The organism is Streptomyces sp. PsTaAH-124 (assembly GCF_000373685.1).
Lineage (GTDB): Bacteria > Actinomycetota > Actinomycetes > Streptomycetales > Streptomycetaceae > Streptomyces > Streptomyces andamanensis.
On the sequence record NZ_KB892166.1, the window covers coordinates 195,155 to 220,993 of the forward strand.

Annotated in this window: 21 protein-coding genes; 15 read left to right on the forward strand and 6 right to left on the reverse strand. The window is 73.7% G+C overall.

Annotation, left to right across the window (positions count from 1 at the left end; all coding sequences use genetic code 11):
* Window positions 1-130 precede the first annotated feature (130 nt).
* Both B086_RS0113730 and B086_RS0113735 read left to right on the forward strand, forming a co-directional pair.
* Window positions 131-1,543, forward strand: a complete 1,413-nt coding sequence (locus B086_RS0113730) for a peptidoglycan recognition protein (RefSeq protein WP_026252397.1) — start codon at window positions 131-133, stop codon at window positions 1,541-1,543.
* A gap of 69 nt (window positions 1,544-1,612) precedes the next feature.
* On the forward strand, window positions 1,613-2,695 hold the full coding sequence (locus tag B086_RS0113735) for a nucleotidyltransferase family protein (protein ID WP_018566991.1): 1,083 nt from the start codon (window positions 1,613-1,615) through the stop codon (window positions 2,693-2,695).
* A 144-nt stretch (window positions 2,696-2,839) separates the two neighbouring features.
* On the opposite strand, the gene B086_RS0113740 is transcribed toward B086_RS0113735, so the two are convergent.
* The 4 genes from B086_RS0113740 to B086_RS0113755 all read right to left on the reverse strand — a co-directional run bounded on the left by B086_RS0113740 (window position 2,840) and on the right by B086_RS0113755 (window position 6,886).
* Complete coding sequence (locus B086_RS0113740; protein WP_018566992.1) at window positions 2,840-3,856, reverse strand: DNA-3-methyladenine glycosylase family protein; 1,017 nt, start codon at window positions 3,854-3,856, stop codon at window positions 2,840-2,842.
* A gap of 80 nt (window positions 3,857-3,936) precedes the next feature.
* Window positions 3,937-5,328: a coenzyme F420-0:L-glutamate ligase gene (locus B086_RS0113745; RefSeq protein WP_018566993.1), complete on the reverse strand. Its 1,392-nt coding sequence runs from the start codon at window positions 5,326-5,328 to the stop codon at window positions 3,937-3,939.
* A complete protein-coding gene (cofD, locus tag B086_RS0113750) occupies window positions 5,325-6,284 on the reverse strand; it encodes a 2-phospho-L-lactate transferase (RefSeq protein WP_018566994.1) in 960 nt (319 codons plus the stop codon). Before cofD ends, B086_RS0113745 begins: the two co-directional genes overlap by 4 nt.
* A gap of 65 nt (window positions 6,285-6,349) precedes the next feature.
* Window positions 6,350-6,886: a cysteine dioxygenase gene (locus B086_RS0113755; protein WP_018566995.1), complete on the reverse strand. Its 537-nt coding sequence runs from the start codon at window positions 6,884-6,886 to the stop codon at window positions 6,350-6,352.
* Window positions 6,887-7,613: 727 nt separating this feature from the next.
* Here B086_RS0113755 and B086_RS0113760 point away from each other — a divergent pair.
* The 3 genes from B086_RS0113760 to B086_RS0113770 all read left to right on the forward strand — a co-directional run bounded on the left by B086_RS0113760 (window position 7,614) and on the right by B086_RS0113770 (window position 13,419).
* Entirely contained in the window at window positions 7,614-7,877 is a 264-nt protein-coding gene (locus tag B086_RS0113760) for a WhiB family transcriptional regulator (protein WP_003975777.1), read from the forward strand.
* 242 nt (window positions 7,878-8,119) lie between these two features.
* Entirely contained in the window at window positions 8,120-11,896 is a 3,777-nt protein-coding gene (locus tag B086_RS0113765) for a glycosyltransferase family 2 protein (RefSeq protein WP_018566996.1), read from the forward strand.
* Complete coding sequence (locus B086_RS0113770) at window positions 11,893-13,419, forward strand: DUF5719 family protein (protein WP_018566997.1); 1,527 nt, start codon at window positions 11,893-11,895, stop codon at window positions 13,417-13,419. The genes B086_RS0113765 and B086_RS0113770 overlap by 4 nt, the downstream gene beginning before the upstream one ends.
* Before the next feature lie 170 nt (window positions 13,420-13,589).
* On the opposite strand, the gene B086_RS0113775 is transcribed toward B086_RS0113770, so the two are convergent.
* A complete protein-coding gene (locus B086_RS0113775; protein WP_078510080.1) occupies window positions 13,590-14,039 on the reverse strand; it encodes a metallopeptidase family protein in 450 nt (149 codons plus the stop codon).
* Window positions 14,040-14,378: 339 nt separating this feature from the next.
* Between B086_RS0113775 and B086_RS0113780 the strand changes: the two genes are divergently transcribed.
* The 9 genes from B086_RS0113780 to B086_RS0113820 all read left to right on the forward strand — a co-directional run bounded on the left by B086_RS0113780 (window position 14,379) and on the right by B086_RS0113820 (window position 23,195).
* Window positions 14,379-14,801 (forward strand): DUF3499 domain-containing protein, encoded by a 423-nt coding sequence (locus tag B086_RS0113780; RefSeq protein ID WP_026252400.1) that lies wholly within the window; start codon window positions 14,379-14,381, stop codon window positions 14,799-14,801.
* A gap of 193 nt (window positions 14,802-14,994) precedes the next feature.
* The gene (locus tag B086_RS0113785) at window positions 14,995-16,359 is read left to right on the forward strand and encodes a phosphomannomutase/phosphoglucomutase (protein WP_026252401.1); all 1,365 of its coding nucleotides are present in this window, start codon (window positions 14,995-14,997) and stop codon (window positions 16,357-16,359) included.
* Between the two features lie 105 nt (window positions 16,360-16,464).
* Entirely contained in the window at window positions 16,465-16,635 is a 171-nt protein-coding gene (locus B086_RS42805; RefSeq protein WP_018567001.1) for a Trm112 family protein, read from the forward strand.
* A gap of 505 nt (window positions 16,636-17,140) precedes the next feature.
* Complete coding sequence (locus B086_RS0113795; RefSeq protein WP_018567002.1) at window positions 17,141-18,268, forward strand: SIS domain-containing protein; 1,128 nt, start codon at window positions 17,141-17,143, stop codon at window positions 18,266-18,268.
* 102 nt (window positions 18,269-18,370) lie between these two features.
* A complete protein-coding gene (gene manA, locus B086_RS0113800; protein WP_018567003.1) occupies window positions 18,371-19,522 on the forward strand; it encodes a mannose-6-phosphate isomerase, class I in 1,152 nt (383 codons plus the stop codon).
* A 196-nt stretch (window positions 19,523-19,718) separates the two neighbouring features.
* Window positions 19,719-20,699, forward strand: coding sequence for a cation diffusion facilitator family transporter (locus B086_RS0113805; protein WP_018567004.1), 981 nt, complete (start codon window positions 19,719-19,721; stop codon window positions 20,697-20,699).
* A gap of 62 nt (window positions 20,700-20,761) precedes the next feature.
* On the forward strand, window positions 20,762-20,959 hold the full coding sequence (locus B086_RS0113810; RefSeq protein ID WP_018567005.1) for a hypothetical protein: 198 nt from the start codon (window positions 20,762-20,764) through the stop codon (window positions 20,957-20,959).
* Window positions 20,959-22,416, forward strand: coding sequence for an adenosylhomocysteinase (gene ahcY / locus B086_RS0113815; protein ID WP_018567006.1), 1,458 nt, complete (start codon window positions 20,959-20,961; stop codon window positions 22,414-22,416). Before B086_RS0113810 ends, ahcY begins: the two co-directional genes overlap by 1 nt.
* 161 nt (window positions 22,417-22,577) lie before the next feature.
* Window positions 22,578-23,195: a hypothetical protein gene (locus tag B086_RS0113820; RefSeq protein ID WP_018567007.1), complete on the forward strand. Its 618-nt coding sequence runs from the start codon at window positions 22,578-22,580 to the stop codon at window positions 23,193-23,195.
* 18 nt (window positions 23,196-23,213) lie between these two features.
* On the opposite strand, the gene B086_RS0113825 is transcribed toward B086_RS0113820, so the two are convergent.
* Window positions 23,214-24,182: an RDD family protein gene (locus B086_RS0113825; RefSeq protein ID WP_026252402.1), complete on the reverse strand. Its 969-nt coding sequence runs from the start codon at window positions 24,180-24,182 to the stop codon at window positions 23,214-23,216.
* 131 nt (window positions 24,183-24,313) lie between these two features.
* Here B086_RS0113825 and B086_RS0113830 point away from each other — a divergent pair, with 131 nt between their 5' ends.
* The gene (locus B086_RS0113830; RefSeq protein WP_018567009.1) at window positions 24,314-25,321 is read left to right on the forward strand and encodes a stage II sporulation protein M; all 1,008 of its coding nucleotides are present in this window, start codon (window positions 24,314-24,316) and stop codon (window positions 25,319-25,321) included.
* Window positions 25,322-25,839 lie beyond the last annotated feature (518 nt).

Below are 25,839 nucleotides of genomic sequence, written 5' to 3' on the forward strand. Positions count from 1 at the left end.
CGCGTCAGCGTACGCGGCGCGGGCCGCCCGCGGCGAGGGACGGCGGCCCGGATCTCGCCGCTCGGGCATCAGTTCGAGGGAACATCACCCGACGCACCGTCAGTTCGTAGATGGACATATATGTGTGACTATGTCCAAGATCGGGGGCATGCGTCGATACGGATTCCTTGCGTCCTCGATCGGTGTCACCTGTGCGGCCGGACTCGCCCTCGTGCCGGGCGTCCCCGCGGGTGCCGCCGCAGCCGCCGCACCGGCCACGGCGCCGGGAGCGGCCCCGGCCGCGACGGCGCCCGCCGTCCCCGGCAGCACCCAGTCCCTGCCCCTGGCCGTGCGCGCCGCAGGCCACGCCCGCGGCCGGTCCGTCACCGCCGCCCGCCTCGAACAGGGCCTGTACCGCACGGACGTACGGCACTTCTCCCTGGTCGGCGTCGTCTGGGACGACCCGGACACCGAACTGCACGGCACCGTCCAGGTCCGCACCCGCTCCGCGGCCACCGGCACCTGGTCCGACTGGCAGGACGTCGACACCCACAACGCCGACCACGGCGCCGACCCGGGCGCCGCCGAGCGCGCCGCTGGCCACATCCGCGGCGCCACCGCACCGCTGTGGGTGGGCGACTCCGACGGCGTCGACCTGCGGGTCCGCGCCGACACCGGGGACCGGACGGACGGCGACGGCGCCCGGCAGCCGGCCCCGCTGCCCTCCGGGCTGCGCCTGGAACTCGTCGACCCCGGCGACACACCCCCGGCGGGCCCCCAGGCCGACCAGGCGCGCACCGGCGAACTGACCGAGGCCGCGACCGCCGCCTCCGCCGCCAACTCCGGCCTCGTCCCGCTCGGCGCCACCGAGATCCCCGCCCTGGACCAGGCGGCCACCGCACGCGAACTGCTCGACCTGCGCGGCGACGAACTCACGGCCGCCCAGCGCGCCAAGCCGTACATCGGAGCGCGCCCGCGCATCGTCACCCGGCACGGCTGGGGCGCCGACGAGTCACTGCGCTCGCGCGGGTTCGGCTACACGAAGAAGGTGAAGGCCGCGTTCGTCCACCACACCGCGACCGGCAACAACTACCGCTGCTCGCAGGCCCCCTCGGTGATCCGCAGCATCTACCGCTACCACGTCAGGAGCATGGGCTGGCGCGACATCGGCTACAACTTCCTCGTCGACAAGTGCGGCACCGTCTACGAGGGCCGCGCCGGGGGCGTGGCCAAGCCCGTCCTCGGCGCGCACACCATGGGCTTCAACAGCGACAGCGTGGGCATCGCCGTCATCGGCACCTACAGCAAGACCAAGCCGTCCTCCGCCGCCCTCAAGGCCGTCGCCCGGCTGACCGCGTGGAAGCTCGGCCTCTACGGGATGGACCCGCGCGGCAAGACCTATCTGAAGTCCGGCGGTGGAAACCGCTACAAGAAGGGGAAGAACGTCCATCTGAACGTGATCTCCGGTCACCGGGACGGCTTCGCCACCGACTGCCCCGGACGCAAGCTCTACGCCAAGCTCGGCACGATCCGCTCGACCGCGGCGCGCTACCAGGGCCGCTGAGAGCGGTCTGCCTACACTGTCCGGCCGAAGGACGAAGCGGCCGGTCCCGGCAGGAAGCGGAGACGACAGGTGAAAGAAGCGATCCTCCTGGTCGGCGGCAAGGGGACCCGGCTGCGCCCGCTCACGGTGCACACCCCCAAACCCATGGTGCGGGCGGCCGGCGTGCCCTTCCTCACCCACCAGCTGGCGCGGGCCGCTGCTGCGGGCGTCGAGCACATCGTGCTCGCCACCTCCTATCTGGCCGAGGTCTTCGAACCGTACTTCGGCGACGGCTCCGCCCTCGGCCTCCATCTGGAGTACGTCACCGAGGAGGAGCCCCTGGGCACCGGCGGCGCCCTGCGCAACGTCGCCGCGCGCCTGCGCTCCGGGCCGGACGAACCGGTGCTCGTCCTCAACGGCGACATCCTGACCGGCCTGGACATCCGTTCTCTGGCGCGCACCCACGAGGAGAGCGGCGCGGACGTCTCCCTGCACCTGACGAAGGTGACCGACCCGCGCGCCTACGGCCTGGTCCCGACCGACGCCTCCGGCAGGGTCCTCGCCTTCCTGGAGAAACCGCAGACCCCCGAGGAGATCGTCACCGACCAGATCAACGCGGGGGCCTACGTCTTCCGCCGCTCGGTCATCGACGGGATCCCGCAGGGCCGCCCGGTGTCGGTGGAGCGCGAGACCTTCCCCGGTCTGCTCGCGGCCGGCGCACACCTCCAGGGCATGGTGGACTCCACCTACTGGCTGGACCTCGGCACCCCGGCCGCCTTCGTCCGCGGCTCGGCCGACCTGGTCCTCGGCCGCGCCCCCTCCCCGGCGGTGCCCGGCCGCTGCGGCGACCGCCTCGTCCTGCCCACCGCCGTCGTCGCCCCCGACGCCAAACTGACCGGCGGCACCGTGGTCGGCGAGGGCGCCCGCGTCGCCGAGGGCGCGCGGGTGTCCGGCAGTACGATCCTGCCCGGCGCCGTCATCGAGCCCGGCGCCGTCATCACCGACTCCCTCATCGGCACCCGCGCCCGCATCGGCCGCCGCTCCGTCCTCACCGGCACGGTGATCGGCGACGGCGCGGTGGTCGGCGCCGACAACGAGCTGTGCGACGGCATGCGGATCTGGTGCGACGCGCGCATCCCGGCGGGCGCGGTGCGCTTCTCCTCGGACCAGTAGGCGGCCGGCCGGTCCGCCGTCTGCCGCGGCGTCGTCGCGGCGGGGCGACGGGACGGCGGTGGTCGGACGGAGGTTCTGCCGTGGTCAGGCTGTCGCGGGTCCCGGCCCGGTTCGGCGGGCCGGTCCGGCGGGCCTACGCGCGGCTCACAGCCGTCCCATGTCGCGCAACGGCATCCGCGGTGCCCGGCGCGGCGGGATCCGGCCGCTGAGCAGGATCAGCCGCGCCGCCCGGTGCCGCTGACCGGCGTACGGCTCCAGCAGCCGCAGCATCTCGGCGTCGTCGGCGTCCCGGTTCCCGGCCAGCGCGAACCCCACGATGCCGGGCAGGTGCAGGTCCCCGACCGTCACCTCGTCCGCCGCGCCGTGGCTGCGCTGCACGGTCTCCGCCGAGGTCCACGGCCCGATCCCGGGCACCACCTCCAGCCGCTGCCGGGCCGCCGCCGGAGGCATCGCCGTCGCCTCCTCCAGCCGCGCGGCCACCCGCACCGCGCGCAGCACCGTCGACGCCCGCTTGTCGTCGACCCCGGCCCGGTGCCAGTCCCACGACGGGATCAGCGCCCAGGCGCGCGGCGCCGGCATCACATGCATCGGCACGGGGACGGGGCCGGGCGCCGGTTCCCCGTACGCGCACACCAGCGTCCGCCAGGCCGCGTACGCCTCCAGCGTGGTGACCTTCTGCTCCAGGACCGAGGGGATCAGCGACTCCAGCACCAGTCCGGTGCGGGTCAGCCGCAGCCCGGGGCGCCGGTGCCGGGCCAGGGCGAGCAGCCGGTGCCGCGGTGCGAACGCCGCCGGTTCGTCGGCCGCGCCCAGCAGCTCGGGCAGCTGGTCGAGCAGCCACTCGGCGCCCGGTCCCCACGCCTGCCCGCACACCTGTCCGCCACGGACGAAGACCCGCAGCGTGCCCGGCCCGAGCGGGGTGCGGCTGGCCCGCCACACGGAGCCGTCCGGCATCGCCCGGAACGTCGGATCGCCCGGCCCGCGCCGCAGCGGCCCCAGGACCAGGCCCAGGTCCAGCGGCTCGTCCGGCACCCAGGCGCGCTCCCGCTCGGGTCCGCCCGGCGGCACCTCGGGCGCGCCCGCGGCTGCGGGTACGGCGGCCCGGCCCCCGGACACGGTCGAGTGCGGGGGCCGGGGGCGCGGGGCGAAACGTCCTGCCACGATCAGTTCCCGGGGTCGAAGGCGGTCGCTATGAGCCTAGGGCAGGTCCCTGCGCGGTCACCCGTCCCGGCGAGGCCGCCTCAGCGCACCTCGACGAACGTCTGCGGGTCCCGCTCGTCCCGGGGTCTGGGCGGGCCGTCCGGGTGTCCGACCGCCACCGCGCCCATCGGGTCCCAGTCGGCGGGCAGTTCCAGCACCTCGCGCACCACGTCCCGGCAGAACATCGTCGAGGACACCCAGGCCGAGCCGAGCCGCTCCCCGGCCAGCGCGACCAGGAAGTTCTGCACGCCCGCTCCGGCGGCGACCACGAACATCTCCCGCTCGGCACCGTCGCGCCGCGGATCGCCGTAGGTGTGCGAGCCGTCCATGACCAGGCACGGCACCACCAGGTACGGGGCGTGGCGCAGGACGTCCCCGCGGCGCACCCGCCTGGCGATCGACTCCTCGCTCTTGCCGTCCCGCCGCAGGTCGGCGATCCAGGCGTCGCGCATCGCGTCCAGCAGCCGGGTCCGCGCCCCGGGCGACTCCAGCAGCACGAACCGCCACGGTGTGGTGTGGTGCGGCGCCGGAGCCGTCACCGCCGCCGCGACCGCGCGCCGCACCGCACCGGGGTCCACGGGCTCGTCGGTGAAGGACCGCACCGTACGCCGCTGGGTCACCGCCTCCCGTACGGCCTCGGAGGTGCCCAGCCGGAACATGTCGTCGCGTGCCTCGCGCACCAGCGCCCGCGCGCCCGGCCCGTCGTCGTCCGTGACCGTGTGCCCCAGGCCGCGCACCACGGCGACGGGCAGCCCGGCGGCCTTGCCCTTGACCAGGTCGCCCGCCGCGGCCAGTTCGTCGGCGGTGGCGACGACGGTGGCGCCGAGCGGGTTGCCGTGGGCGTCGGTGCCGCCGCGCAGGTCGTCCAGGACGCGCAGTCCGGCGGCGCCGATGGCGACGTCGGTGAGCCCGGCCCGCCAGGGGCGGCCGAAGGTGTCGGTGACGAGGACCGCGACGTCGACGCCGAGCACCGCGCGCAGGCCCTCGCGGATCGCGCGCGCCGAGGCGTCCGGGTCCCCGGGCAGCAGCAGCACCGTGCCCGCGGGCGTGTTGGAGGCGTCCACCCCGGCCGCGGCCATGACCAGGCCCTGCCGGTTCTCCACGATGCGCAGCGGTCCGCGCCGGGCCACGACCCGCACGGTTTCGGCGTCGATCGCGGCCTCCCGGTCGGCGGCCTCGACCACCCGGCCCTCCGCCTTGGAGACGATCTTCGAGGTGACCAGGAGCACGTCACCGTCGGCGAGGCCCGGCTCGGCGGCGGCGATCAGCTTGGCCAGGTCGTCGCCCGGGGCCACCTCGGGGATGCCGGGCACGGCCCACACCCGGAACGCGGGCGCCGTGCCGGGACCGGAGGGGGCGGCGGGACCGGCGGACCCGGCGGTGCCGCCGCTGCCCCCCGTGTCGGCCGTGCCGTCGGCGGGTGTGCCGCTCATGCCGTGCGCACCTCCTCGGCCAGTGCCAGCGCCTCCCGTGCCATCTGCGCGGTGGCGTCGAGGTCGCTCATCATCAGCGGCACCGCGCGGCAGCGGATCCCGGCCGTCTCGACCCGCTCCACCGCGCCCGCGTCGACGGTGTCGACCAGCCAGCCGTCCAGCAGCCCCGAGCCGTAGTGCTCGGCGACGGCCGCGGCGGTGGACTCCACGCCGACCGCGGCGAGGACCTTGTCCGCCATCCCGCGCACGGGCGCGTCGCCGACGATGGGGGACAGGCCCACCACCGGCACCCCGGCGTCGGCGATGGCCTCGCGGATGCCGGGCACGGCGAGGATGGTGCCGACCGAGACGACCGGGTTGGACGGCGGGAAGAGGATCACGTCCGCCGCGGCGATGGCCTCCAGGACGCCCGGCGCGGGCTTCGCCTGCTCCGCGCCGACCGGCACGACCGCCTGCGCCGGGACCGACGCGCGCAGCCGCACCCAGTACTCCTGGAAGTGGACCGCCTTGCGCTCGCCGTCGACCTCCACGGCCACATGCGTCTCGACCCGGTCGTCGGACATCGGGATCAGCCGCACCCCGGGCTTCCACCGGTCGCACAGCGCCTCGGTGACCGCGCTGAGCGGATAGCCCGCGCCCAGCATCTGGGAGCGCACGATGTGCGTGGCGAAGTCCCGGTCGCCGAGCCCGAACCAGTCCGGTCCCACGCCGTAGGCCGCGAGCTCCTCCTTGAGGTGGAAGGTCTCCTCCGCCCGGCCCCAGCCCTGCTCCTCGTTGATGCCGCCGCCGAGCGTGTACATCACCGTGTCCAGATCGGGGCAGACCTTCAGCCCGAAGAGGTGGATGTCGTCGCCGGTGTTGCCGATGACGGTGATGTCCGCGTCCGGCACGGCCCGCTTCAGACCGCGCAGGAACCGGGCACCGCCGATGCCGCCTGCCAGAACCACAATGCGCATGGGCCAAGTCTGGCAGGCGGGTACGACAACGGGGCACGCGGTCGCCGGAGTCGGCCCCGGACGGGTCACGCGTTGACGGCGTCCGCCGCTTCCCGGCCGCCGCTCGCGGCGGCGCACCGGGCGGCGGTCCGCGCGGCGGGGGAGTCGTGCATCGGCATCTCGGTCAGGCCCGGGAAGTAGACGTGCAGGCTGACGGCCGGACGCAGCGCGTCGTTGGTGACCTCGTGCACGTATCCCGGTGCGAACACGCGCTGTTCACCCGCCGCGAGCGCGCGCGTGCCCCGCCGGGTGCGCTCGGTCAGGGTGCCCTCCAGGACGGTCAGCACCCCGGAGGAGCGGCCGTGGTCGTGCGGTCCGCTGCCCTGTCCGGGCACCCAGGACAGCAGCCACACCTCGTAGCCGGGGCCGGTGCGCAGCCGGTGGTACCAGCGCGTCGTCGCGTCGTACCGGACGAGGTGCTCCCACTGGGCGCGGTCGGCGGCGACGGCCCTGGCCAGGCCGGCGAACTCGGCCACCGTGACCGGGTGCTCGCGCGGAGCCTGGAGGAGGTGCGGGACCTCCAGGAGGTCGCCGGCGATCTGGAGGTCGCTGTCGCTGTTCATGAGGTGCGGTGGTTCCTCGGGAGACTCGGAGATCTGCGGGATGCGGGGATCCGCGGCGATCGGCGTGGTTCTCAGGCGTGGTGCTGAAGGGGGCGCACCGGGTTCTGCGGGCGGGACCCGGGCGGCGGCCGGAGCGGGCGCGTGGACGCGCGGGGCTCAACAGCCGCAGCAGCGACAGCTACAGCGGGCGCGGGCAGCACCGTGGGACCCGGCGGTGCGGGTCGAGGTGAGTGCCGAGTGCGCGAGCATGCCCACAAGCACATCGGTTCACACCAGCGCTGTCAACTCACTGCCCGGAATGTGGGACATGTTTCACCTCATCCGGTTCATCTCGCAGGTGAAAGGTTTGCTCAGCGGGAGACCGGGACACATGGCGCACAAGCCGGGCGCGCAAGCGCCGTTGCGATCCTGTGATCCGACTGTGATCCGGTTCGCTTCGGCGCGCGGGCCGGAACGGGATCGAACGCCAGGTCGTCCTTCCTGGTGCGGGCACCGACGGGGGTCCGCGCAGGGCGGGCGGCCTTCGGTGCCCCTGCTGGGTGTCAAGGTTTATGCCGATTTGAACACTTTCCGCATGGCCTTGGTTCCGCAGAGTGAATAAGGGGCCCAATAGCAGATCTCGGCTTGACTCGCCCGGAGCAGCACACTTGTAATTTCACTCGTGTCGTTCAGCCGGTATCGGTAACGGCTACATCACGGGGACGCGAAAGACAGACGAGGGGCGCACATGACCGAGCTGGTGCAGCAACTGCTGGTCGACGACGCGGACGAGGAACTCGGCTGGCAGGAGCGCGCGCTGTGCGCCCAGACCGACCCCGAGTCCTTCTTCCCCGAGAAGGGCGGCTCCACCCGCGAGGCCAAGAAGGTCTGCCTCGCCTGCGAGGTCCGCTCCGAATGCCTCGAGTACGCCCTCGCCAACGACGAACGCTTCGGCATCTGGGGCGGTCTGTCCGAGCGTGAACGCCGTCGTCTGAAGAAGGCCGCCGTCTGAACCCGGCTCCGGCCGCCGCCCGGCAGGGCTCCGGCCCCTGTCCGACGGCGCCGCCCGGCCGGACGGACACCGCGCAGATCCCCGCAGAATCCTCACGAACGGCCCGTCGCAGGTGGGTTATCCACAGGCGGCGGGCCGCCGTCTTGCCCAGCCAGTAGTGTGGTCGCTCGTCCGAGACGCCCGCCGCCCTCAGCAGGCACGGGCGTCCACCGCAGTCCATCGAACCGGGGCCGTGTATCTCGATGTCCGTGCACAGCCGTACGGCAGCCCACCACGACGGCGCAGCGCCGTCGGACCCCCCGCGCGCCACGCGATACGCCCCGGCGCAGTCCGACCCCGACCGCCCGCCCGAGTACCCGCGGCACATCGTGACCGCCGTGCTCGTCTCCCACGACGGCGCCCGCTGGCTGCCCGACGCGCTCGCCGGACTGCTCGGCCAGGAACGCCCCGTCCAGTACGCGGTCGCGGCCGACACCGGCAGCGCCGACGCGTCCGCCCAGGTCCTCGGCGAGGCCCTCGGCGACGACCGGGTGCTCCACCTCGCCCGCCGCACCGGCTTCGGCCAGGCCGTCGAGGAGGCCGTCCGCACCGCCCCCCGCCTCACCCCGGACGAACTGCCCTACCTCAAGCGCCCCAGCGGCTGGGACCCCGTCACGCGCACCTGGCGCGACGACGCCTACGACCTGCCCGACCTCCCGCACGGCGAACCTGTGCAGTGGCTGTGGCTCCTGCACGACGACTGCGCCCCCGAACCGGACGCCCTCGCCCACCTGTTGCGCGTCGTCGACAACGAGTACGAACTCGGCCGCGAGGACGTCGCCGTCGTCGGCCCCAAGCTGCGCGGCTGGTACGACCGCCGCCAACTCCTCGAAGTCGGCGTCAGCATCGCCAACTCCGGCCGCCGCTGGACCGGTCTGGACCGCCGTGAACAGGACCAGGGCCAGCACGACCACGTGCAGCCCGTCCTGTCGGTGTCCACCGCGGGCATGCTGGTCCGGCGTGACATCTTCGAACAGCTCGGCGGATTCGACCGCCGGCTGCCCCTGATGCGCGACGACGTCGACCTGTGCTGGCGCGCCCATACGGCCGGACACCGCGTCCTCGTCGCCCCCGACGCCGTCGTACGCCACGCCGAGGCGGCCTCCCGCGAGCGCCGCACCGTCGACTGCGTGGGCCGCACCGCGGCCTCCCCGCACAAGGTCGACAAGGCGGGCGCCGTCTACACCCTGCTCGTCAACACCCGTACCGCCGCGCTGCCCTGGGTCCTGGTGCGGATCGTCGTCGGCACCCTGCTGCGCACCCTCGCCTACCTCGTCGGCAAGGTCCCCGGACAGGCCCTCGACGAGATCCGCGGTCTGGCCGGCACCCTGCTGCGCCCCGAGCGGATCATCGCGGGCCGACGCGCGCGCGGCGCACCGCAGATCGACAAGGGGGAGCTGCGCCCCCTGTTCCCGCCGCCCGGCGCCACCGTCCGCGCCACCGTCGAACAGGTCGCGGGCAACCTCGTCGGCGGCTCCGACCCCGAGGTCTCCTCCGCGGGCCGGCACGGCGGCGCGATCGAGTCGGGACCCGGCGGCGAGGACGCCGACTTCCTGGAGATCGAGCAGTTCGCCCGGCTCAAGCGCATCGCCCGCAAACCCGGCCCGGTGCTCTTCCTGGTCCTGCTGCTCGTCTCCCTGATCGCCTGCCGCGGCCTGCTCGGCGGCGGCGCGCTCGCGGGCGGCGCCCTGCTGCCCGCCCCGCCCGGCTCCGGCGACCTGTGGGCGCGCTATCTCGACTCCTGGCACCCGGTCGGCGCCGGCGGCACCTCCTCCGCGCCGCCCTACCTGGCGATCGTGGCGCTGCTCGCGTCCCTGCTGCTCGGCTCCACGGGACTCGCCGTCACCGTGCTGCTGGTCGGCGCCGTGCCGCTGGCCGGATTCACCGCGTACTTCGCCTCCCGCCCCCTGATCCCGTCCCGGCTGCTGCGCGCCTGGGCGGCCGTCGTCTACGCCGTGCTGCCCGCCACCACCGGCGCCCTGGCAGGCGGCCGCGTCGGCACCGCGGTGCTCGCCGTCCTGCTGCCGCTCATCGCCCGCGCGGGCGTCGCCGCCACCGGGCTCACCGCCCCGGCGGGCACGCGCGGCAGCTGGCGCGCCACCTGGGCGTACGCCCTCCTGCTGACGATCACCACCGCCTTCACCCCCATCGTCTGGCCCCTCGCGCTGGTCCTCGGCCTGGTGCCGCTGGCCGTGCGCCGCGGCGACCTCGTGGCGCGCCTGCTGCGCTTCCTGGCCCAGATCCTCACCCCGCTGCTGCTGCTCGCCCCCTGGTCGCTGACGCTGCTGCCGTCCGGCTTCTTCCAGGAGGCCGGCCTGGAGTACGGCTCCTCGGCCGCCTCCGCCCTGGACCTGCTGGGCGCCGCCCCCGGCGGACCCGGCACGGTGCACGGACTGATGCTCATCGGCATCGTCCTGGCCGCGCTGGCCGCCCTGCTGCGCACGCAGCGCCAGGCCGCCGTCTGGGCCGCCTGGACGGTCGCCCTGGTGTCGCTCGTCTTCGCCGTCCTGTCCAACGACTCCACCTGGGCCGGACCCGCGACCCTCGTCTACGGCCTCGCCCTCCTGGCCGCCGCCCTGCTCGGCGCCGACGGGGCACGCGCGCGCGTGGCCGAGCAGAGCTTCGGCTGGCGCCAGCCGGTCGCCGCGCTGATCGCCTTCGCCGCCGCGGCCGGTCCGCTGCTCGTCGTCGCCGGGTGGATGATCCGCGGCGCCGACGGCCCGCTGGAGCGGCGCGACCCGGTGCAGGTGCCCGCGTTCGTCGCCGAGGAGAGCAGCACCCGCGACCAGGCCCGGACCCTGGTCCTCGACAGCGACTCCCCGGCGCACGTCGGCTACATGCTGGTGCGCGGCTCCGGCGTCCGCATGGGCGACGCCGAACTGGCCGCGGCAGGCAGCGGCAACAGCAGGCTCGACAAGGTCGTCGCCAACCTGGTCGCGGGCTCCGGCGCCGACCAGGCCGGACAGCTCGGCGGCTTCGCCGTGCGCTACGTCCTCGTGCACAAGGGCGCCCCCCGCGAGATCACCCGGGTCCTGGACGCCACGCCCGGTCTGTCCCGGCTCAGCCAGCAGGACGGCAGCGCCCTGTGGCGGGTGAACCAGGAGGTCTCGCGCGCCGCCATCGTGCCCGCCGCGGCCCCGGGCGGCGGCACCGGTTCGGGCACGGCCGCGGCCCAGCCCGTCGCCGCCGGTCCCGTGGAGATCCACACCACCGTCCCGGCCGGTGCCGAGGGCCGGGTGCTGCGCCTGGCCGACTCCGCCGCCGCGGGCTGGAGCGCCACCCTGGACGGCAAGCCGCTCACCCGCACCACCGTCGACGGCTGGGCCCAGGGCTTCGAACTCCCCGCCTCGGGCGGAAAGCTCGACGTCACCTTCGACGCCCCGTTCACCCGCACCGCCTGGCTGTGGGCGCAGGGCCTGCTCGCCGTCGTGCTGGTGGTGCTCGCCCTGCCCGGCCGCCGCCGCGACGTCGACGACGACCTGCCCGAGGAGGAGCAGCCCGTCCCCGCGCAGCCCGTCACCGGCGAGGGCCGCAGGGCCCGCCGGCTGCGTGCCCAGGCGGAGGCCGAGGAGAGCGCCCAGGAGACCGGGCAGGACCCGGCCGCCGAGCCCGCGCACGAGGAGGGCGCCCCGGCCGCCGTACCGCAGCAGCAGTCCTACGGCGAGTGGGACACCACCGCCTACGCCGGTGCCCCGGCGGCCACCGACTACGGCGCCTACGGCGACCAGCAGTACCAGGCCGCGGCCCCGCCCCAGCAGTACACGGCGGGCGGGTACGACCAGACGTATCAAGGCGGCCAGGCCGACCCGTACCAGAGCGGCCAGTACGACCCGTACGCCTACGGCGGCCGGCCGGCCCCCGGCGGCTACGACCAGACGTACCACCAGCCCTACGAGGAGCAGCCGTACGACCCGGCACAGCAGCACCAGCACCACCCGCACGGCAACGGCAGTGAGCGCCCCGACGGGAGCCAGCAGTGAACCGCACGACCCTGTCCCTGATCGCCGGTGCGGCCGCGCTCGCCGCCGTCACCGGGTTCGCCGCGCTGGAAGGGCCCGCCGAGGCGGGCACCGCTCCCGCGCGGGCCGCCGCCCAACTGCCGGTGGAGCGCACCACGTTGGTCTGCCCGGCACCGAGCGACTCGGACATAGCCGACACCTCCTACACGTCCTTCACCCCCGTGACGAACGGCACCGGAGCCGACGGCAAGGCCGAACTCAGCTCCGCCACCCAGCAGTCGGACGGCGGCGCCGACAACTCGGCGGGCAAGGACAAAGACAAGGGCAAGGGCAAAAGCAAGAAGAAGGCCGACAAGCCCGCCCTCCAGCCCAAGGAGCCGGGCAAGCCGGTCACCGGGGACACCTCCGGCGGTGACGCGCCCGCGCTGATCGGCACCGCCGAGGGCAAGTTCGCGCCCGGCTGGACCATGCAGCAGACCACCGAGGTCGCGGCGGGCGCCGGGCGCGGGCTGCTGGGCATGGACTGCACCGCCCCGGACACCGAGTTCTGGTTCCCCGGCGCGAGCACCGCCGCAGGACGCTCGGACTATGTCCACCTGACCAACCCCGACGACTCCGCCGCCGTCGTCGACATCCAGCTGTACGGCAAGGACGGCGCGGTGAAGTCGGAGGTGGGGGAGGGCATCACCGTCGGCCCGCGCTCCAGCGAGCCGGTCCTGCTGTCCACGCTCGGCGACACCCGGCAGGAGGACGTCACGGTCCATGTGACCGTGCGCAGCGGCCGGGTCGGCGCGGCGGTGCAGGCCCTCGACGAGAAGATCGGCGGGGACTGGCTGGCCGCCGCCGCGGACCCGGCGTCCTCCCTGGTGCTGCCCGGCATCCCCAAGGACGCCACTTCCGTGCGGCTGATCGCCTTCACCGCGGCCGACGCCGACACCGACCTGAAGGTCCAACTGGCCTCGCCGACCGGTCTGATCACTCCCGCGGGACACGAGACCGTGCACCTGAAGGGCGGTATGACGACCGGCGTCGACCTGGGCGACCTCACCCGCGGCGAGGCGGGCTCGCTGGTGCTCAGCCAGGGGCAGGCGGCCGTTCCGGTCGTCGCCGCGGTGCGCGTGACCCGGGGCAAGGGCGGCAAGCAGGAGACGGCGTTCATCCCGGCGTCCGGACCGATCGGGACCCGGGCCACCTCGGCCGACAACAGCGCGAAGGGCTCGACGCTGTCGCTGACCGCGCCCACCGCCACCGCCCAGGTCAGAGTCACCGCGTCGGCGGGCAGCGAGGGCGGTACGGCCCAGTCGAAGACGTACACGATCAAGGCGGGCACCACCCAGGACATCGACCCGCCCCGGCCGTCCGGTCTGAAGGGGAGCTACGCGCTGACGGTGGAGCGGCTGTCCGGCGGCCCGGTGTACGGGGCCCGCACCCTCATGGCGACGGAGGAGGGCGTCCCCGGCTTCACCGTCCAGACCCTGCCGGACGACCGGGGCACGGTGTCGGTGCCGCAGGCCGACGAGGACGTGTCGGTGCTCCAGAAATGACGGCACCGCGTTCCAGGACTGGCGGCACCGCACGGCTGGCGGTGCCCCACGACCGGCGATGCTCCACGGCCGGCGGCACCGCACGGCTGACAGCGCTTCGCGACCGGCCGCGCACGCACGGCTGACATCCAGCGCGGCGCGGCCGGTGCCGTGCAGCCGATGCCGTGCGGTCAGTCCTCGCCGTAGCGAGGGTCGACCGTCTCCGGTGTCAGGCCCAGCAGTTCGGCCACCTGCTCGACCACGATCTCGTGCACCAGGGCGGCCCGTTCGTCGCGGCCCTTGCTGCGGATCTCCACCGGACGCCGGTAGACCACCACCCGCGCCGTCTTCCCGGCCTCCGCCGGGAAGGCGTCCCCGAGCGGCACCGGTTCGTCGCTCCAGGACTGTCCGGGCCCGGCCGGACGCGGCACGTCCAGCACGAGGAAGTCGATGTCGGCCAGTTGCGGCCACCGCCGCTCCAGGCGCTCCACGGAGTCCTGCACCAGGTCCGCGAACACCTCGGCGCGGCTCGCGGCGAGCGGCACCTGGGGCGGTGCGATCGGGCCGCGCATGCCCCGGCCGTGGCGATCACGTCGGCGGGGCCCGGGGCCTGCGGCGCGGGGCGGTACACGGTTGTCCATCACTGGTGAAGGGTAGTCCTCGCGACCCCCGCCCGCCTCGTTGCGGACACCGTCCCGGCGCCGTGCCGTCCGGCCGCGCCCACCGCCGCGGGTCCCGGTCGTCCGCCCGCGCGATCCGTACGGCAACCGGTCATCCGGCACCGGATCCGGCCAAGCTCGGACTCGATTGCGTATCTCTCCGAGGCCGCCGATCTCAAGGCAATTGACGGTGTTTGTACCTACTCGTGACCGGAACAAGGGGTGTTCGGGATCCCGTCATATGCCGTCAACGCTGGTCAGTAAGGTGTTGTTGAAGGAGCATGTGGGGTGTTTCACAGCACGACACGGTGGAGTGACCTGGTGGAGAGTCGTCGCGGCCCGCTCAAGAGTGCGGTACCGTCCAACGTCGTGAGCCCTGTACGTCGCTGTTCGCGCACCGCTTGCGGCCGTCCCGCCGTAGCGACGCTGACGTACGTCTACGCCGACTCGACCGCCGTCCTCGGCCCGCTCGCCACCTACGCCGAGCCGCACTGCTACGACCTGTGCGCCGAGCACTCCGAGCGCCTCACCGCCCCGCGCGGCTGGGAGGTCGTCCGGCTCCTCGACGGTTCGGCTCCGGCCCGGCCCAGCGGCGACGACCTGGAGGCGCTCGCCAACGCCGTGCGCGAGGCGGCCCGCCCGCAGGAGCGCGCGGCCGAAGCCGGCGGTGGCGCCCGCGGAGCCGACCCGATGGAGGTCGCGCGCCGCGGCCATCTGCGGGTCCTCCGCTCACCGGACAACTGACAAAACCGTTCACCACAACCCGAGTCGGGGATCCGCGCACCGCCCGCCCGCTCTCCTCCCCTCATGCCGCGCGCCGCGTCCCATGCGGTCGGTGTGTCCGGCGGCACTCGTGCCGCACCCGGTTCATGCGCGGGCCGCACCGCCCGGGACGGGTAGTTTGTGGGGACCGACAGGGACTTCAGAAGGGTTGGCCGTGGCTGCTGATCTGTCGCAGATCGTCAAGGCGTACGACGTGCGCGGGGTGGTCCCGGACCAGTGGGACGAGCCGCTGGCCGAGCTGTTCGGAGCGGCCTTCGCCCGGGTGACCGGGGCGAGCGCCCTGGTGACCGGCCACGACATGCGGCCCTCCTCGCCCGGCCTGGCCCGCGCCTTCGCCCGCGGCGCGGTGCGCTGCGGCGTCGACGTCACCGAGATCGGGCTCTGCTCGACGGACCAGCTGTACTACGCCTCGGGCGCGTTGGACCTGCCGGGCGCGATGTTCACGGCCTCGCACAACCCGGCCCGGTACAACGGCATCAAGATGTGCCGCGCGGGCGCGGCCCCCGTAGGCCAGGACACCGGCCTCGCCGAGATCCGCGAACTCGCCGAGCGCTGGAGCGAGTCGGGCGCCCCGCAGCCGGCCGACCGCCCCGGAGCGGTCACCCAGCGGGACACGCTGGAGGAGTACGCGGCCCACCTGCGCGCCCTCGTCGACGTCAGCTCCATCCGCCCGCTGAAGGTCGTCGTCGACGCGGGCAACGGCATGGGCGGCCACACCGTCCCCACCGTTCTGACCGGCCTGCCCGTCGATCTCGTCCCGATGTACTTCGAACTGGACGGCACCTTCCCCCACCACGAGGCCAACCCGCTCGACCCGGCGAACCTCGTCGACCTCCAGCGGCGGGTCCGCGCCGAGGGCGCCGACCTCGGCCTCGCCTTCGACGGCGACGCCGACCGCTGCTTCGTGGTCGACGAACACGGCGACCCGGTCCCGCCCTCGGCCGTCACCGCGCTGGTCGCCGCCCGCGAACTGGCCCGCAACGGCGGCCGGGGCGCGGTCATCCACAACCTGATCACCTCCCGTTCGGTCCCCGAAGTGGTGAAGGAGAACGGCGGCACCCCCGTCCGCACCCGCGTCGGCCACTCCTTCATCAAGGCCGAGATGGCGCGTACCGGCGCGATCTTCGGCGGCGAGCACTCCGCGCACTACTACTTCAAGGACTTCTGGAACGCCGACACGGGCATGCTGGCCGCCCTGCACGTCCTCGCAGCGCTCGGCGGCCAGGACAAGCCGCTGTCCGCCCTGGTCGCCCGCTACGACCGCTACGCGGGCTCCGGAGAGATCAACTCCACCGTCGCCGACCAGGCCGCCCGCCTCGCCGCGCTCCGGTCCGCCTACGCGGGCCGTGACGACGTCACCCTCGACGAACTCGACGGCCTCACGGTCAGCGCCACCGACTGGTGGTTCAACGTCCGCCCCTCCAACACCGAACCGCTGCTGCGGCTGAACGCGGAGGCGCGCGACGAGGCCACGATGGCCAAGGTCCGCGACGAGGTCCTGGAGATCATCAGGGGCTGACCGGCCACCCCGGCGGACCCCGCCACCGGCGCCCCGACCGGCGGTACGCTGACCAGGCACGTCCGTACAACCCCATACGCACCCCGCGTCCCGAAGGGAACACCCATGCCGCTCGAAGCCGGCCTCCTGGAGATCCTGGCCTGCCCGGCCTGCCACGCCCCCCTCAAGGAGCAGGACACCGAGCTGATCTGCACCGGTGAGGACTGCGGTCTGGCCTACCCGGTCCGCGACGGCATCCCCGTCCTGCTGGTGGACGAGGCCCGCCGCCCGGCCTGACCGCCGCCACGGCACCGGGCAGCCGCGACCGGACACCCCGAGGAGTCCGGCGCCCCGGGGACCGAACCGGTCCCCGGAACCGGCGGACCGAGCACCGGGGCGGACCGAGCACCGGGGCGGACCGAGGGCCGAGGCGGACCCGAGGGCCGACCGGCCCGGGACCGACGGGACCGGCAGGCGTCCACCACCCGGCCGTACGGCCCCCGCACGGGTCCGGCAACCCCGGACGGACGGTCCGCAGGACCGGAGGCCCGGCCCACCCGGACGCAAACCGGGACCCCGGCCCCCCGGACGCAAGCCCGGCCCACCCGGACGGGAACGCGGCCCGGACACGGGACGACGGCGACGCACCGTCCGCCGCCCGGCCGCCCCGCCGCCCAGCCGTCCTCAGGTCGCGCCGCCCCCGCGCCGCCCGCCCCGCCGCCGCGACGATCCGCCGTCCCGACCCCCCGCCGTCCAGACGCCCCGGTGCCCGGCGATCGGCACCGATCGGAGGCTGCCGCACATGATCGACGAAACGCTGCTCGACGCCCCCGAGGCGCTCGCCGACGCCGACCACCGCGGACTGCTCCGCGGCGCGGCCGAGGCCGGAGCCCGCGTCCGCACCGCCGCCCGGCACGCCGCGGAGGCCGGCGTGGGCGACCTCCAACCGGACGGCCGCCCCCGCGCCGTCCTGATCGCCGGACCGGGCGCCGCCGCCACCCACGCCGCCGACCTGCTCGGCACCCTCGCCGGCGCCGGCAGCCCCGTCACCCGGCTGGCCCCCACCGGCGTCGCCAGTGCCTCCGGCGCCCTGCGCTGGGAACTGCCCGGCTGGGCCGGCTCCGTGGACCTCCTGCTGATCGCCACCCCCGACGGCACCGAGCCGAGCCTGTCCACGCTCGCCGAACAGGCGTACCGCCGCGGCTGCACGGTCGTCGCCGTCGCCCCGGCGGGCACCCCGCTCGCCGAGTCCGTGGCAGGCGCCCACGGTCTGTTCATCCCCATGGCGACCGCCCCCTACGACCACGACGAACCCCTCGCCGGATCCGCGCCCGGCGTGCTGTGGGCGCTGCTCACCCCGCTGCTGGCGCTGCTGGACCGCGTCGGCCTGCTCACCGCGCCGCCCGACGCCCTGGAGGCCGCCGCCGACCGGCTCGACCAGATCGCCGAACGCTGCGGGCCCGCCATCGCCACCTACAGCAACCCGGCCAAGACCCTCGCCGCCGAACTGGCCGACGCCCTCCCGGTGATCTGGACCGAGGGCGTCGCGGCCGGTCCCGCCGGCCGCCGGTTCGCCGCCGGGCTCGCCGAGCTGTCCGGCGTCCCCGCCGTCGTCGCCGAACTGCCCGAGGCACTCGCCGAACACAGCGCCCTGCTCGCCGGTCCGCTGGCCGCCAGCGCCGACCCGGACGACTTCTTCCGCGACCGCGTCGACGAACGGCCCGCGCTGCACGCGCGCGTGGTGCTGCTGCGTGACCGCCCGCTCGGCGGCCTCACCGCCGCGCCCGCCGCCCGTGACCTGGCCCTCAGCCACGACACGCCGATCAGCGAGCTGGAACCGGAGCCCGGCGGCGAGATCGAGACCCTCGCGGAACTCATCGCCGTCACGGACTTCGCCGCCGTCTACCTGGCGCTCGTCTCCCGGTCCTGAACCGCCACCCGCACACCGGACACCCGCACACCGGACACCCGGCACCCGGCCGGCCCGCCGGGTGCCAGGTGCCGCATCGCAGAGAGAAACACAGAGAAACACATGGACCGCCTCGACAACACCGTCCGCCCCTACGCCTGGGGTTCCACCACCGCCATCCCGCACCTCCTGGGCGTGGAACCGAGCGGCGAACCGCAGGCGGAGATGTGGATGGGCGCCCACCCCGGCGCCCCCTCGCGCACCGGACGCGGCACCCTCGCCGCGGTCATCGACGCCGACCCGGAGCGGGAACTGGGCGCCGAGGCGGTCGCCAGGTTCGGCCCGCGCCTGCCCTTCCTGCTCAAACTCCTCGCCGCCGGAGCCCCCCTCTCCCTCCAGGTCCACCCCGACCTGGACCAGGCCCGGGAGGGTTACGCCGACGAGGAGCGCCGCGGTGTCCCGGCCGACGCCCCGCAGCGCAACTACAAGGACGCCAACCACAAGCCCGAACTGATCTGCGCCCTCACCGAGTTCGACGGCCTGTGCGGTTTCCGCGCGCCCGCCGAGGCCGCCGCGCTGCTCGCCGCCCTCGACGTGGACTCCCTCAAGCCCTACGTCGACCTGCTGCGCGCCCGCCCCGAGGAGGCGGCCCTGCGCGAGGTGCTCACCGCGATCCTCACCGCCGACCCCGCGGAGATGGCCCGCACGGTCGGCGAGGCCGCCACCGCCTGCGCCCGCCTCGGCGGCGATCACGCCCCGTACGCCGGCATCGCCCACCACTACCCGGGCGACCCCGGTGTCCTGGCCGCCATGCTCCTCAACCACGTCCGGCTCCAGCCCGGTGAGGCCCTGTTCCTCGGCGCCGGCATCCCGCACGCCTATCTGAACGGCCTGGGCGTGGAGATCATGGCCAACTCCGACAACGTCCTGCGCTGCGGCCTGACCCCCAAGCACGTCGACGTCCCCGAACTCCTGCGCATCGTCCGCTTCGAGGCGGCCGACCCCGGTGTGCTGCGCCCCGAGGCCGCCCCGGACGGCGAGGAGGTCTACGAGACGCCCATCGACGAGTTCCGCCTCTCCCGCTACGTCCTCCCGGAGGGCGCCCCGGCCCGCGATCTCACCCTGGCCACCCCGCAGATCCTGCTCTGCACGGCCGGTTCGGTACGGGCGGGCGAGGAGGAACTGACGCCGGGGCAGTCGGTGTTCGTCCCGGCGGCCGAGAAGGCCGAGGTGTCCGGCACCGGCACGCTCTTCCGCGCCACGGTCGTCGTCTGACACCCGAGCCCCGACCGGCCACCGGGCCGCCGCGGGCCGTCCCGTCCGCGACGGCCCGTCCGCCGTACCGGTTCGCCGTACCCGCCTGCCGTGGTCCGCGGTACCTGCCCGCCGTACGGATCCGGCGCACCGCCGCCGGACGGGGCTGCAACAATGACCCACCGGCAGCACGAAGGCGAAGGGACAACGCGGACAGATGAGCGCGTCAGGCGGCACCAGGGCGATCGTGGCGGCACTCGGCGCCAACCTCGCGATCGCGGTATCGAAGTTCGTGGCGTTCGCCTTCAGCGGCTCCTCGTCGATGCTCGCCGAGGGCGTGCACTCGGTGGCCGACTCCGGCAACCAGTTCCTGCTGCTGGTCGGCGGCAAGAAGGCCCAGCGCGAGGCGACCGAGCAGCACCCGTTCGGCTACGGCCGCGAGCGCTACGTCTACGCCTTCCTCGTCTCCATCGTGCTGTTCTCCATCGGCGGCATGTTCGCGATCTACGAGGGCTACGAGAAGATCAGCCACCCGCACGAAGTGGAGAACTGGTACTGGCCGGTGGCCGTCCTCGCCTTCGCGATCTGCGCCGAGGGCTACTCCTTCCGCACCGCCATCAAGGAGTCCAACGAGCTGCGCGGCAAGCTCTCCTGGCCGCAGTTCATCCGCCGCGCCAAGGCACCCGAGCTGCCCGTGGTCCTGCTGGAGGACTTCGGCGCCCTGATCGGACTCGTCCTCGCCCTCGGCGGCGTCGGCCTCGCGCTGCTCACCGGCAACGGCGTCTGGGACGGCATCGGCACCGTCTGCATCGGTGTGCTGCTCGTCCTGATCGCCCTCGTGCTGGGCGCCGAGACCAAGTCGCTGCTGCTCGGCGAGGCCGCCGGGACCGACGTGGTCGAGCGGATCAAGGACGCCATGGTCGACGGCGACACCGTCACCGGCATCATCCACATGCGCACCCTCCACCTCGGCCCCGAGGAACTGCTCGTCGCCGCCAAGATCGCCGTCCAGCACGACGACACGGCCACCGAGATCGCCGCCGCCATCGACGCCGCCGAGTCCCGCATCCGCGCCGCCGTCCCCATCGCCCGCGTCATCTACCTCGAACCCGACGTCTACAGCGCGGCCGAGGCCGCCAGGGGCGCCGACCCGGAGGCCACACCGGGCGGACCGAACCCGCACGCCACCGGTCACTGACGCCCCGGACGGCCGGATCCGGCCGGAGGCGGACTGGGGGCCGCCGGGTACCGCGGTGTAGCTTGGGTCAGAGCCAGACGTCGCTGCTGATGGCGGTCGGGCGGCCCCGGAGCGGGCCGACCGAGGGAGAGAGGGCCTCCGACGGACTGCGCTGCGCGCACGCGGGCAGGCATGCCTGTGTCCTGAGGGGCGCCTTCGTGCCCGCCGCCGCGCAGGTCAGCCGTACCCACCTCGACCCGATCCCGAGGAGCAGCCCGTAATGACGACTGTCGACAACCGGCAGGACTTCAAGGTCGCCGACCTGTCCCTGGCCGAGTTCGGCCGCAAGGAGATCACCCTCGCCGAGCACGAGATGCCGGGCCTGATGGCGATCCGCAAGGAGTACGCGGAGCAGCAGCCGCTCGCGGGCGCCCGCGTCACCGGCTCCCTGCACATGACCGTCCAGACCGCCGTCCTCATCGAGACCCTGGTCGCCCTCGGCGCCCGCGTCCGCTGGGCGTCCTGCAACATCTTCTCCACCCAGGACCACGCCGCCGCCGCCATCGCGGTCGGCCCGAACGGCACCCCCGAGAACCCCCAGGGCATCCCGGTCTTCGCCTGGAAGGGCGAGAGCCTCGAAGAGTACTGGTGGTGCACCGAGCAGGCGCTGACCTGGCCGGACACCCCCACCGGCGGCCCGAACATGATCCTGGACGACGGCGGCGACGCCACCCTCCTCGTCCACCAGGGCGTCGAGTACGAGAAGGACGGCAAGGTCCCCTCGGTCGACACCGCCGAGTCCGACGAGCACCGCGTCATCCTCCAGCTGCTGACCCGCACCCTGGGCGAGAACCCCCAGAAGTGGACCCAGCTGGCCTCCGAGATCCGCGGTGTCACGGAGGAGACCACCACCGGCGTGCACCGGCTGTACGAGATGCAGCGCGACGGCACCCTCCTCTTCCCCGCGATCAACGTCAACGACGCGGTGACGAAGTCGAAGTTCGACAACAAGTACGGCTGCCGGCACTCCCTGGTCGACGGCATCAACCGCGCCACCGACGTCCTGATCGGCGGCAAGACCGCCGTCGTCTGCGGCTACGGCGACGTGGGCAAGGGCTGCGCGGAGTCCCTGCGCGGCCAGGGCGCCCGGGTGATCGTCACCGAGGTCGACCCGATCTGCGCCCTCCAGGCCGCGATGGACGGCTACCAGGTCACCACCCTGGACGACGTCGTCGAGACCGCCGACATCTTCGTCACCACCACCGGCAACAAGGACATCATCCTCGCCTCGGACATGGCGAAGATGAAGCACCAGGCCATCGTCGGCAACATCGGCCACTTCGACAACGAGATCGACATGGCCGGCCTCGCGAAGATCCCCGGCATCGTCAAGGACGAGGTCAAGCCGCAGGTCCACACCTGGACCTTCCCGGACGGCAAGGTCATCATCGTGCTGTCCGAGGGCCGCCTGCTGAACCTGGGCAACGCCACCGGCCACCCGTCGTTCGTGATGTCCAACTCCTTCGCGGACCAGACCCTGGCCCAGATCGAGCTGTTCACCAAGCCCGACGAGTACCCGACCGGCGTCTACGTGCTGCCCAAGCACCTCGACGAGAAGGTCGCCCGCCTCCACCTGGACGCGCTCGGCGTGAAGCTGACCCGGCTCCGCCCCGAGCAGGCCGCGTACATCGGTGTGGACGTGGACGGCCCGTACAAGGCGGACCACTACCGCTACTGACCGACCGCAGGCACCACTGACCGATCCCGGGCGCCGGGCGAGCCGCACCCGCGGCCCCGCCCGGCGCTCCGGTTCCCCGGTCCTCCGGGACAGGCCCCCGCACCCCCGTGCCGGGGGCCTGCCCCGTTGACCGGACCGGCCCGTCAAGCCCCAGGAACCCCATGCCCCGCGGCACCTATTCGCTCCACGATCCGCACGATCACACCCCCTTCGCCGAAGAACACTTCCAGTGCGCACCAGGCCCCTCGGGCTGGCGCTACGTCTCCCAGGTCACCGCCCCTACGGGCGAGCACCGCGGCTCCGTCGACCTCGCCCTCGACGAACTCGGCCGCCCCATCCGCCTCGAACTCCACGCGGGCGGCTGGCAGGTGCGCGGCGCCGCCCTCGACGGCGTCACCTGGGTCCGCACCGACCCCACCGGGACCCACGCCACCGAAGGCAATGTGCGCGCCCACGCCTTCACCGGCACGTCCCCCGCGTTCCTCGTCGCCACCGCTCGTCTCCTGCGCCTCACCCCCTCGGCCTCCGCCACCCGCGTACGCCTCGTCACCTTCACGGATCCGGTCCTCGCCCCCCGCACCGTGGACCAGTCCTGGGCCCTGGTGAAGAGAGAAGCACACGCCACTGACAACGGCCCCCTGACCGTGGACGAGTACCAGGTCACAGCCCTGGACACCGGGGAACGGCACACCGTTCATCTCTCCGGCGACGTCGTCCTGGCGGCCCCCGGCATCGAGCTGGAGGACCTCAGGTCACCGCCGTCCGCCTTCGACGCCTGAGAGCGGCACGGACCGGCCCTACGCGGGCGGCACGAACCCGGTCGCGGGCCGCCGCGCCTCCACGTCCGCCGCGTCGGAAGGCGCCGGAGACGGCGAGAGGGCAGGAGAAGCAGGCGGGGAAGGCGGGGAGAACGGAGAAGAGGGAGAAGGAGAAGAAAGAGCCGGAGCCGGGGAGGGTGCGGGCGGCGTCTGGGGCGCGACGAAGGCACGAGCCGCCTCGGGTCCGCCCCCGGCGGGAGAGTGCCCGAACGCCCGCCGGGCCTCCCGCACCTGCCGCTCCTGCAACACCGCGGCCAGGTACATCGCCGGCGGCACCCCGGGCGGTACGGGAACACCGGTGAGCGCGGAGAGATCGGTGGCGAGCCGCTGCGCGAGGTCCCAGCCGGCCCGCGGGTCCAGCTGCTGCATCCGCGTCAGGTACTGCCGCACGGCCAGCCACAGCCCGTCGGGCACCGCCGACAGATCGAGCGCCGAGAACCGCCCGGCCAGCCAGGGCGGCGGCGGTGGCACGGCGGACATCCGGCCGGCCGCCGTCCGCTCGCGCACCACCAGGGTCCCCGCGAACACATCGCCCAGCCGCCGGCCCCGCGCCGAGACCAGCGAGGCGATACAGGCGACGACCCCGAAGGTCATCAGGATCTCCACCACACCGATCGCCCCGCGCACCAGCGCGTGCCGGAACCTGATCGGCCCGCCGTCGTCCCGGACGACCCGCAGCCCGCACGCCAGCTTCCCGAGGGACCGCCCGTGGCTGAGCGTCTCCACCGCGATCGGACCGCCCACCAGCACCAGCAGGAAGGCCGCGATCGACAGCGCGACCTGCGCCGCCTCGTCCAGCGAGGCCGTGGCGACCAGCAGCCCCACGCTCACCAGGAGGTAGGCGGCCACGGTCACAGCGAGGTCGAGCAGGACGGCCAGCGCCCTGCTGGGCAGTCTCGCGGGGCGCAGCTCCAGCGCCACCGCCTCGCCCGTCACCAGCTCACTCACGCTCTGCCGCCCTTCCCTGGCCTGCCCCGAGAACTGCCAGTCTGCCAAGCTGAGGACCGTCGCGTCGCAGTAGGACAAGCAGACACATCCGACGGACCGCCGACCAACCAGCCGAGGAGCAGGCAGACACGATGGACCTGGACGTCTTCGTCTCCGCCCACCGAGCCGAGTGGGACCGCCTCGAAGCGCTGCTCGCCCGCCGACGCCGCCTCACCGGTGCGGAGGCCGACGAGCTGATCGCCCTCTACCAGCGTGCCGCCACCCATCTGTCGCTCATCCGCTCCAGCGCCCCCGACCCGCTGCTGACCGCCCGGCTCAGCCAGCTCGTCGCCCGCGCGCGCGGGGCGGTGACCGGGACCCGGCGGGCCTCGTGGCGCGACGTCACCCGGTTCCTGCTGGAGGGCTTCCCCGCGGCGGTCTACCGGGCACGCCACTGGTGGGTGCCCACGGCACTCCTGTCCACCGTCGTCGCCGCACTCCTGGGCTGGTGGATCGGCACCCACCCGGCGGTGCAGGCCACCATCGCGGCCCCCAGTGAGCTACGGCAGCTCACGCGCCCCGGCGGTGAGTACGAGACCTACTACTCGGACCATCCCGCGACCGCCTTCGCCGCGCAGGTGTGGACGAACAACGCCCAGGCCGCCGCGATGTGCCTGGTCCTCGGTGTCTTCCTGGGACTGCCGGTCCTGTGGGTCCTCTTCGAGAACATGCTCAACCTGGGCGTCGGCATCGGCCTGATGTCCTCGGCCGGACGCCTGGACACCTTCCTCGGCCTGGTCCTCCCGCACGGCCTGCTGGAACTGACCGCGGTCTTCGTGGCCGCCGGTACGGGACTGCGCCTCGGCTGGACGCTGATCGACCCGGGCCCGCGCACGCGTCGCGCCGCGCTCGCCGAAGAAGGACGGGCCGCCGTGGGCATGGTCATCGGACTCGCCCTGGTCCTGTTCGTCTCCGGCGCCATCGAAGGCTTCGTCACCCCGTCCGGCCTGCCCACCTGGGCCCGCATCGGCATCGGCGTCGTCGCCGAGGCGGCGTTCCTGACCTACGTGTACGTCCTCGGCGGCCGAGCCGTACGCGCCAGCGGTACGGGAGACCTGGCGGCAGCCGAGCGAAGCGCCACCGTGCCGACGGCCGCCTGATGTGCGTTTCCGTCCGCTGAGCTGCTAGTGTCCTCTTCGCCCCACCGGAGCCGTTGACACGGAGCGGGTGGGGAGGTAGATTCGAACAGTTGCCTGGAGCTGACCTACTGGTCCGGCAGGCGGGCAACAGTGAACATCTATCCGCTTCCGGAGTCATTCGTCATTCAGATTCCTGAGAAGCCCCGATGAATCGGAAAACGAAGCCCGGTCAGACCGGCTCCAAACTTCTGATAAAGTCGGAACCGCCGGAAAGGGAAACGCGGAAGCGGGAACCTGGAAAGCACCGAGGAAATCGGATCGGAAAAAGATCTGATAGAGTCGGAAACGCAAGACCGAAGGGAAGCGCCCGGAGGAAAGCCCGAGAGGGTGAGTACAAAGGAAGCGTCCGTTCCTTGAGAACTCAACAGCGTGCCAAAAGTCAACGCCAGATATGTTGATACCCCGTCTCCGGCCGTCATGGTCGGGACGAGGTTCCTTTGAAGAAAACACAGCGAGGACGCTGTGAACCGGGGGAACAT

What these genes read in the sequence shown, in the direction of transcription:
- B086_RS0113730 (WP_026252397.1), top strand. Translation starts at nt 131, where the DNA reads ATGTCCAAGATCGGGGGCATGCGTCGATACGGATTCCTTGCGTCCTCG.
- B086_RS0113745 (WP_018566993.1), bottom strand. Translation starts at nt 5,328, where the DNA reads ATGAGCGGCACACCCGCCGACGGCACGGCCGACACGGGGGGCAGCGGC.
- cofD (WP_018566994.1), bottom strand. Translation starts at nt 6,284, where the DNA reads ATGCGCATTGTGGTTCTGGCAGGCGGCATCGGCGGTGCCCGGTTCCTG.
- B086_RS0113755 (WP_018566995.1), bottom strand. Translation starts at nt 6,886, where the DNA reads ATGAACAGCGACAGCGACCTCCAGATCGCCGGCGACCTCCTGGAGGTC.
- B086_RS0113760 (WP_003975777.1), top strand. Translation starts at nt 7,614, where the DNA reads ATGACCGAGCTGGTGCAGCAACTGCTGGTCGACGACGCGGACGAGGAA.
- B086_RS0113765 (WP_018566996.1), top strand. Translation starts at nt 8,120, where the DNA reads ATGTCCGTGCACAGCCGTACGGCAGCCCACCACGACGGCGCAGCGCCG.
- B086_RS0113775 (WP_078510080.1), bottom strand. Translation starts at nt 14,039, where the DNA reads ATGGACAACCGTGTACCGCCCCGCGCCGCAGGCCCCGGGCCCCGCCGA.
- B086_RS42805 (WP_018567001.1), top strand. Translation starts at nt 16,465, where the DNA reads ATGCCGCTCGAAGCCGGCCTCCTGGAGATCCTGGCCTGCCCGGCCTGC.
- B086_RS0113795 (WP_018567002.1), top strand. Translation starts at nt 17,141, where the DNA reads ATGATCGACGAAACGCTGCTCGACGCCCCCGAGGCGCTCGCCGACGCC.
- manA (WP_018567003.1), top strand. Translation starts at nt 18,371, where the DNA reads ATGGACCGCCTCGACAACACCGTCCGCCCCTACGCCTGGGGTTCCACC.
- B086_RS0113805 (WP_018567004.1), top strand. Translation starts at nt 19,719, where the DNA reads ATGAGCGCGTCAGGCGGCACCAGGGCGATCGTGGCGGCACTCGGCGCC.
- ahcY (WP_018567006.1), top strand. Translation starts at nt 20,959, where the DNA reads ATGACGACTGTCGACAACCGGCAGGACTTCAAGGTCGCCGACCTGTCC.
- B086_RS0113820 (WP_018567007.1), top strand. Translation starts at nt 22,578, where the DNA reads ATGCCCCGCGGCACCTATTCGCTCCACGATCCGCACGATCACACCCCC.
- B086_RS0113830 (WP_018567009.1), top strand. Translation starts at nt 24,314, where the DNA reads ATGGACCTGGACGTCTTCGTCTCCGCCCACCGAGCCGAGTGGGACCGC.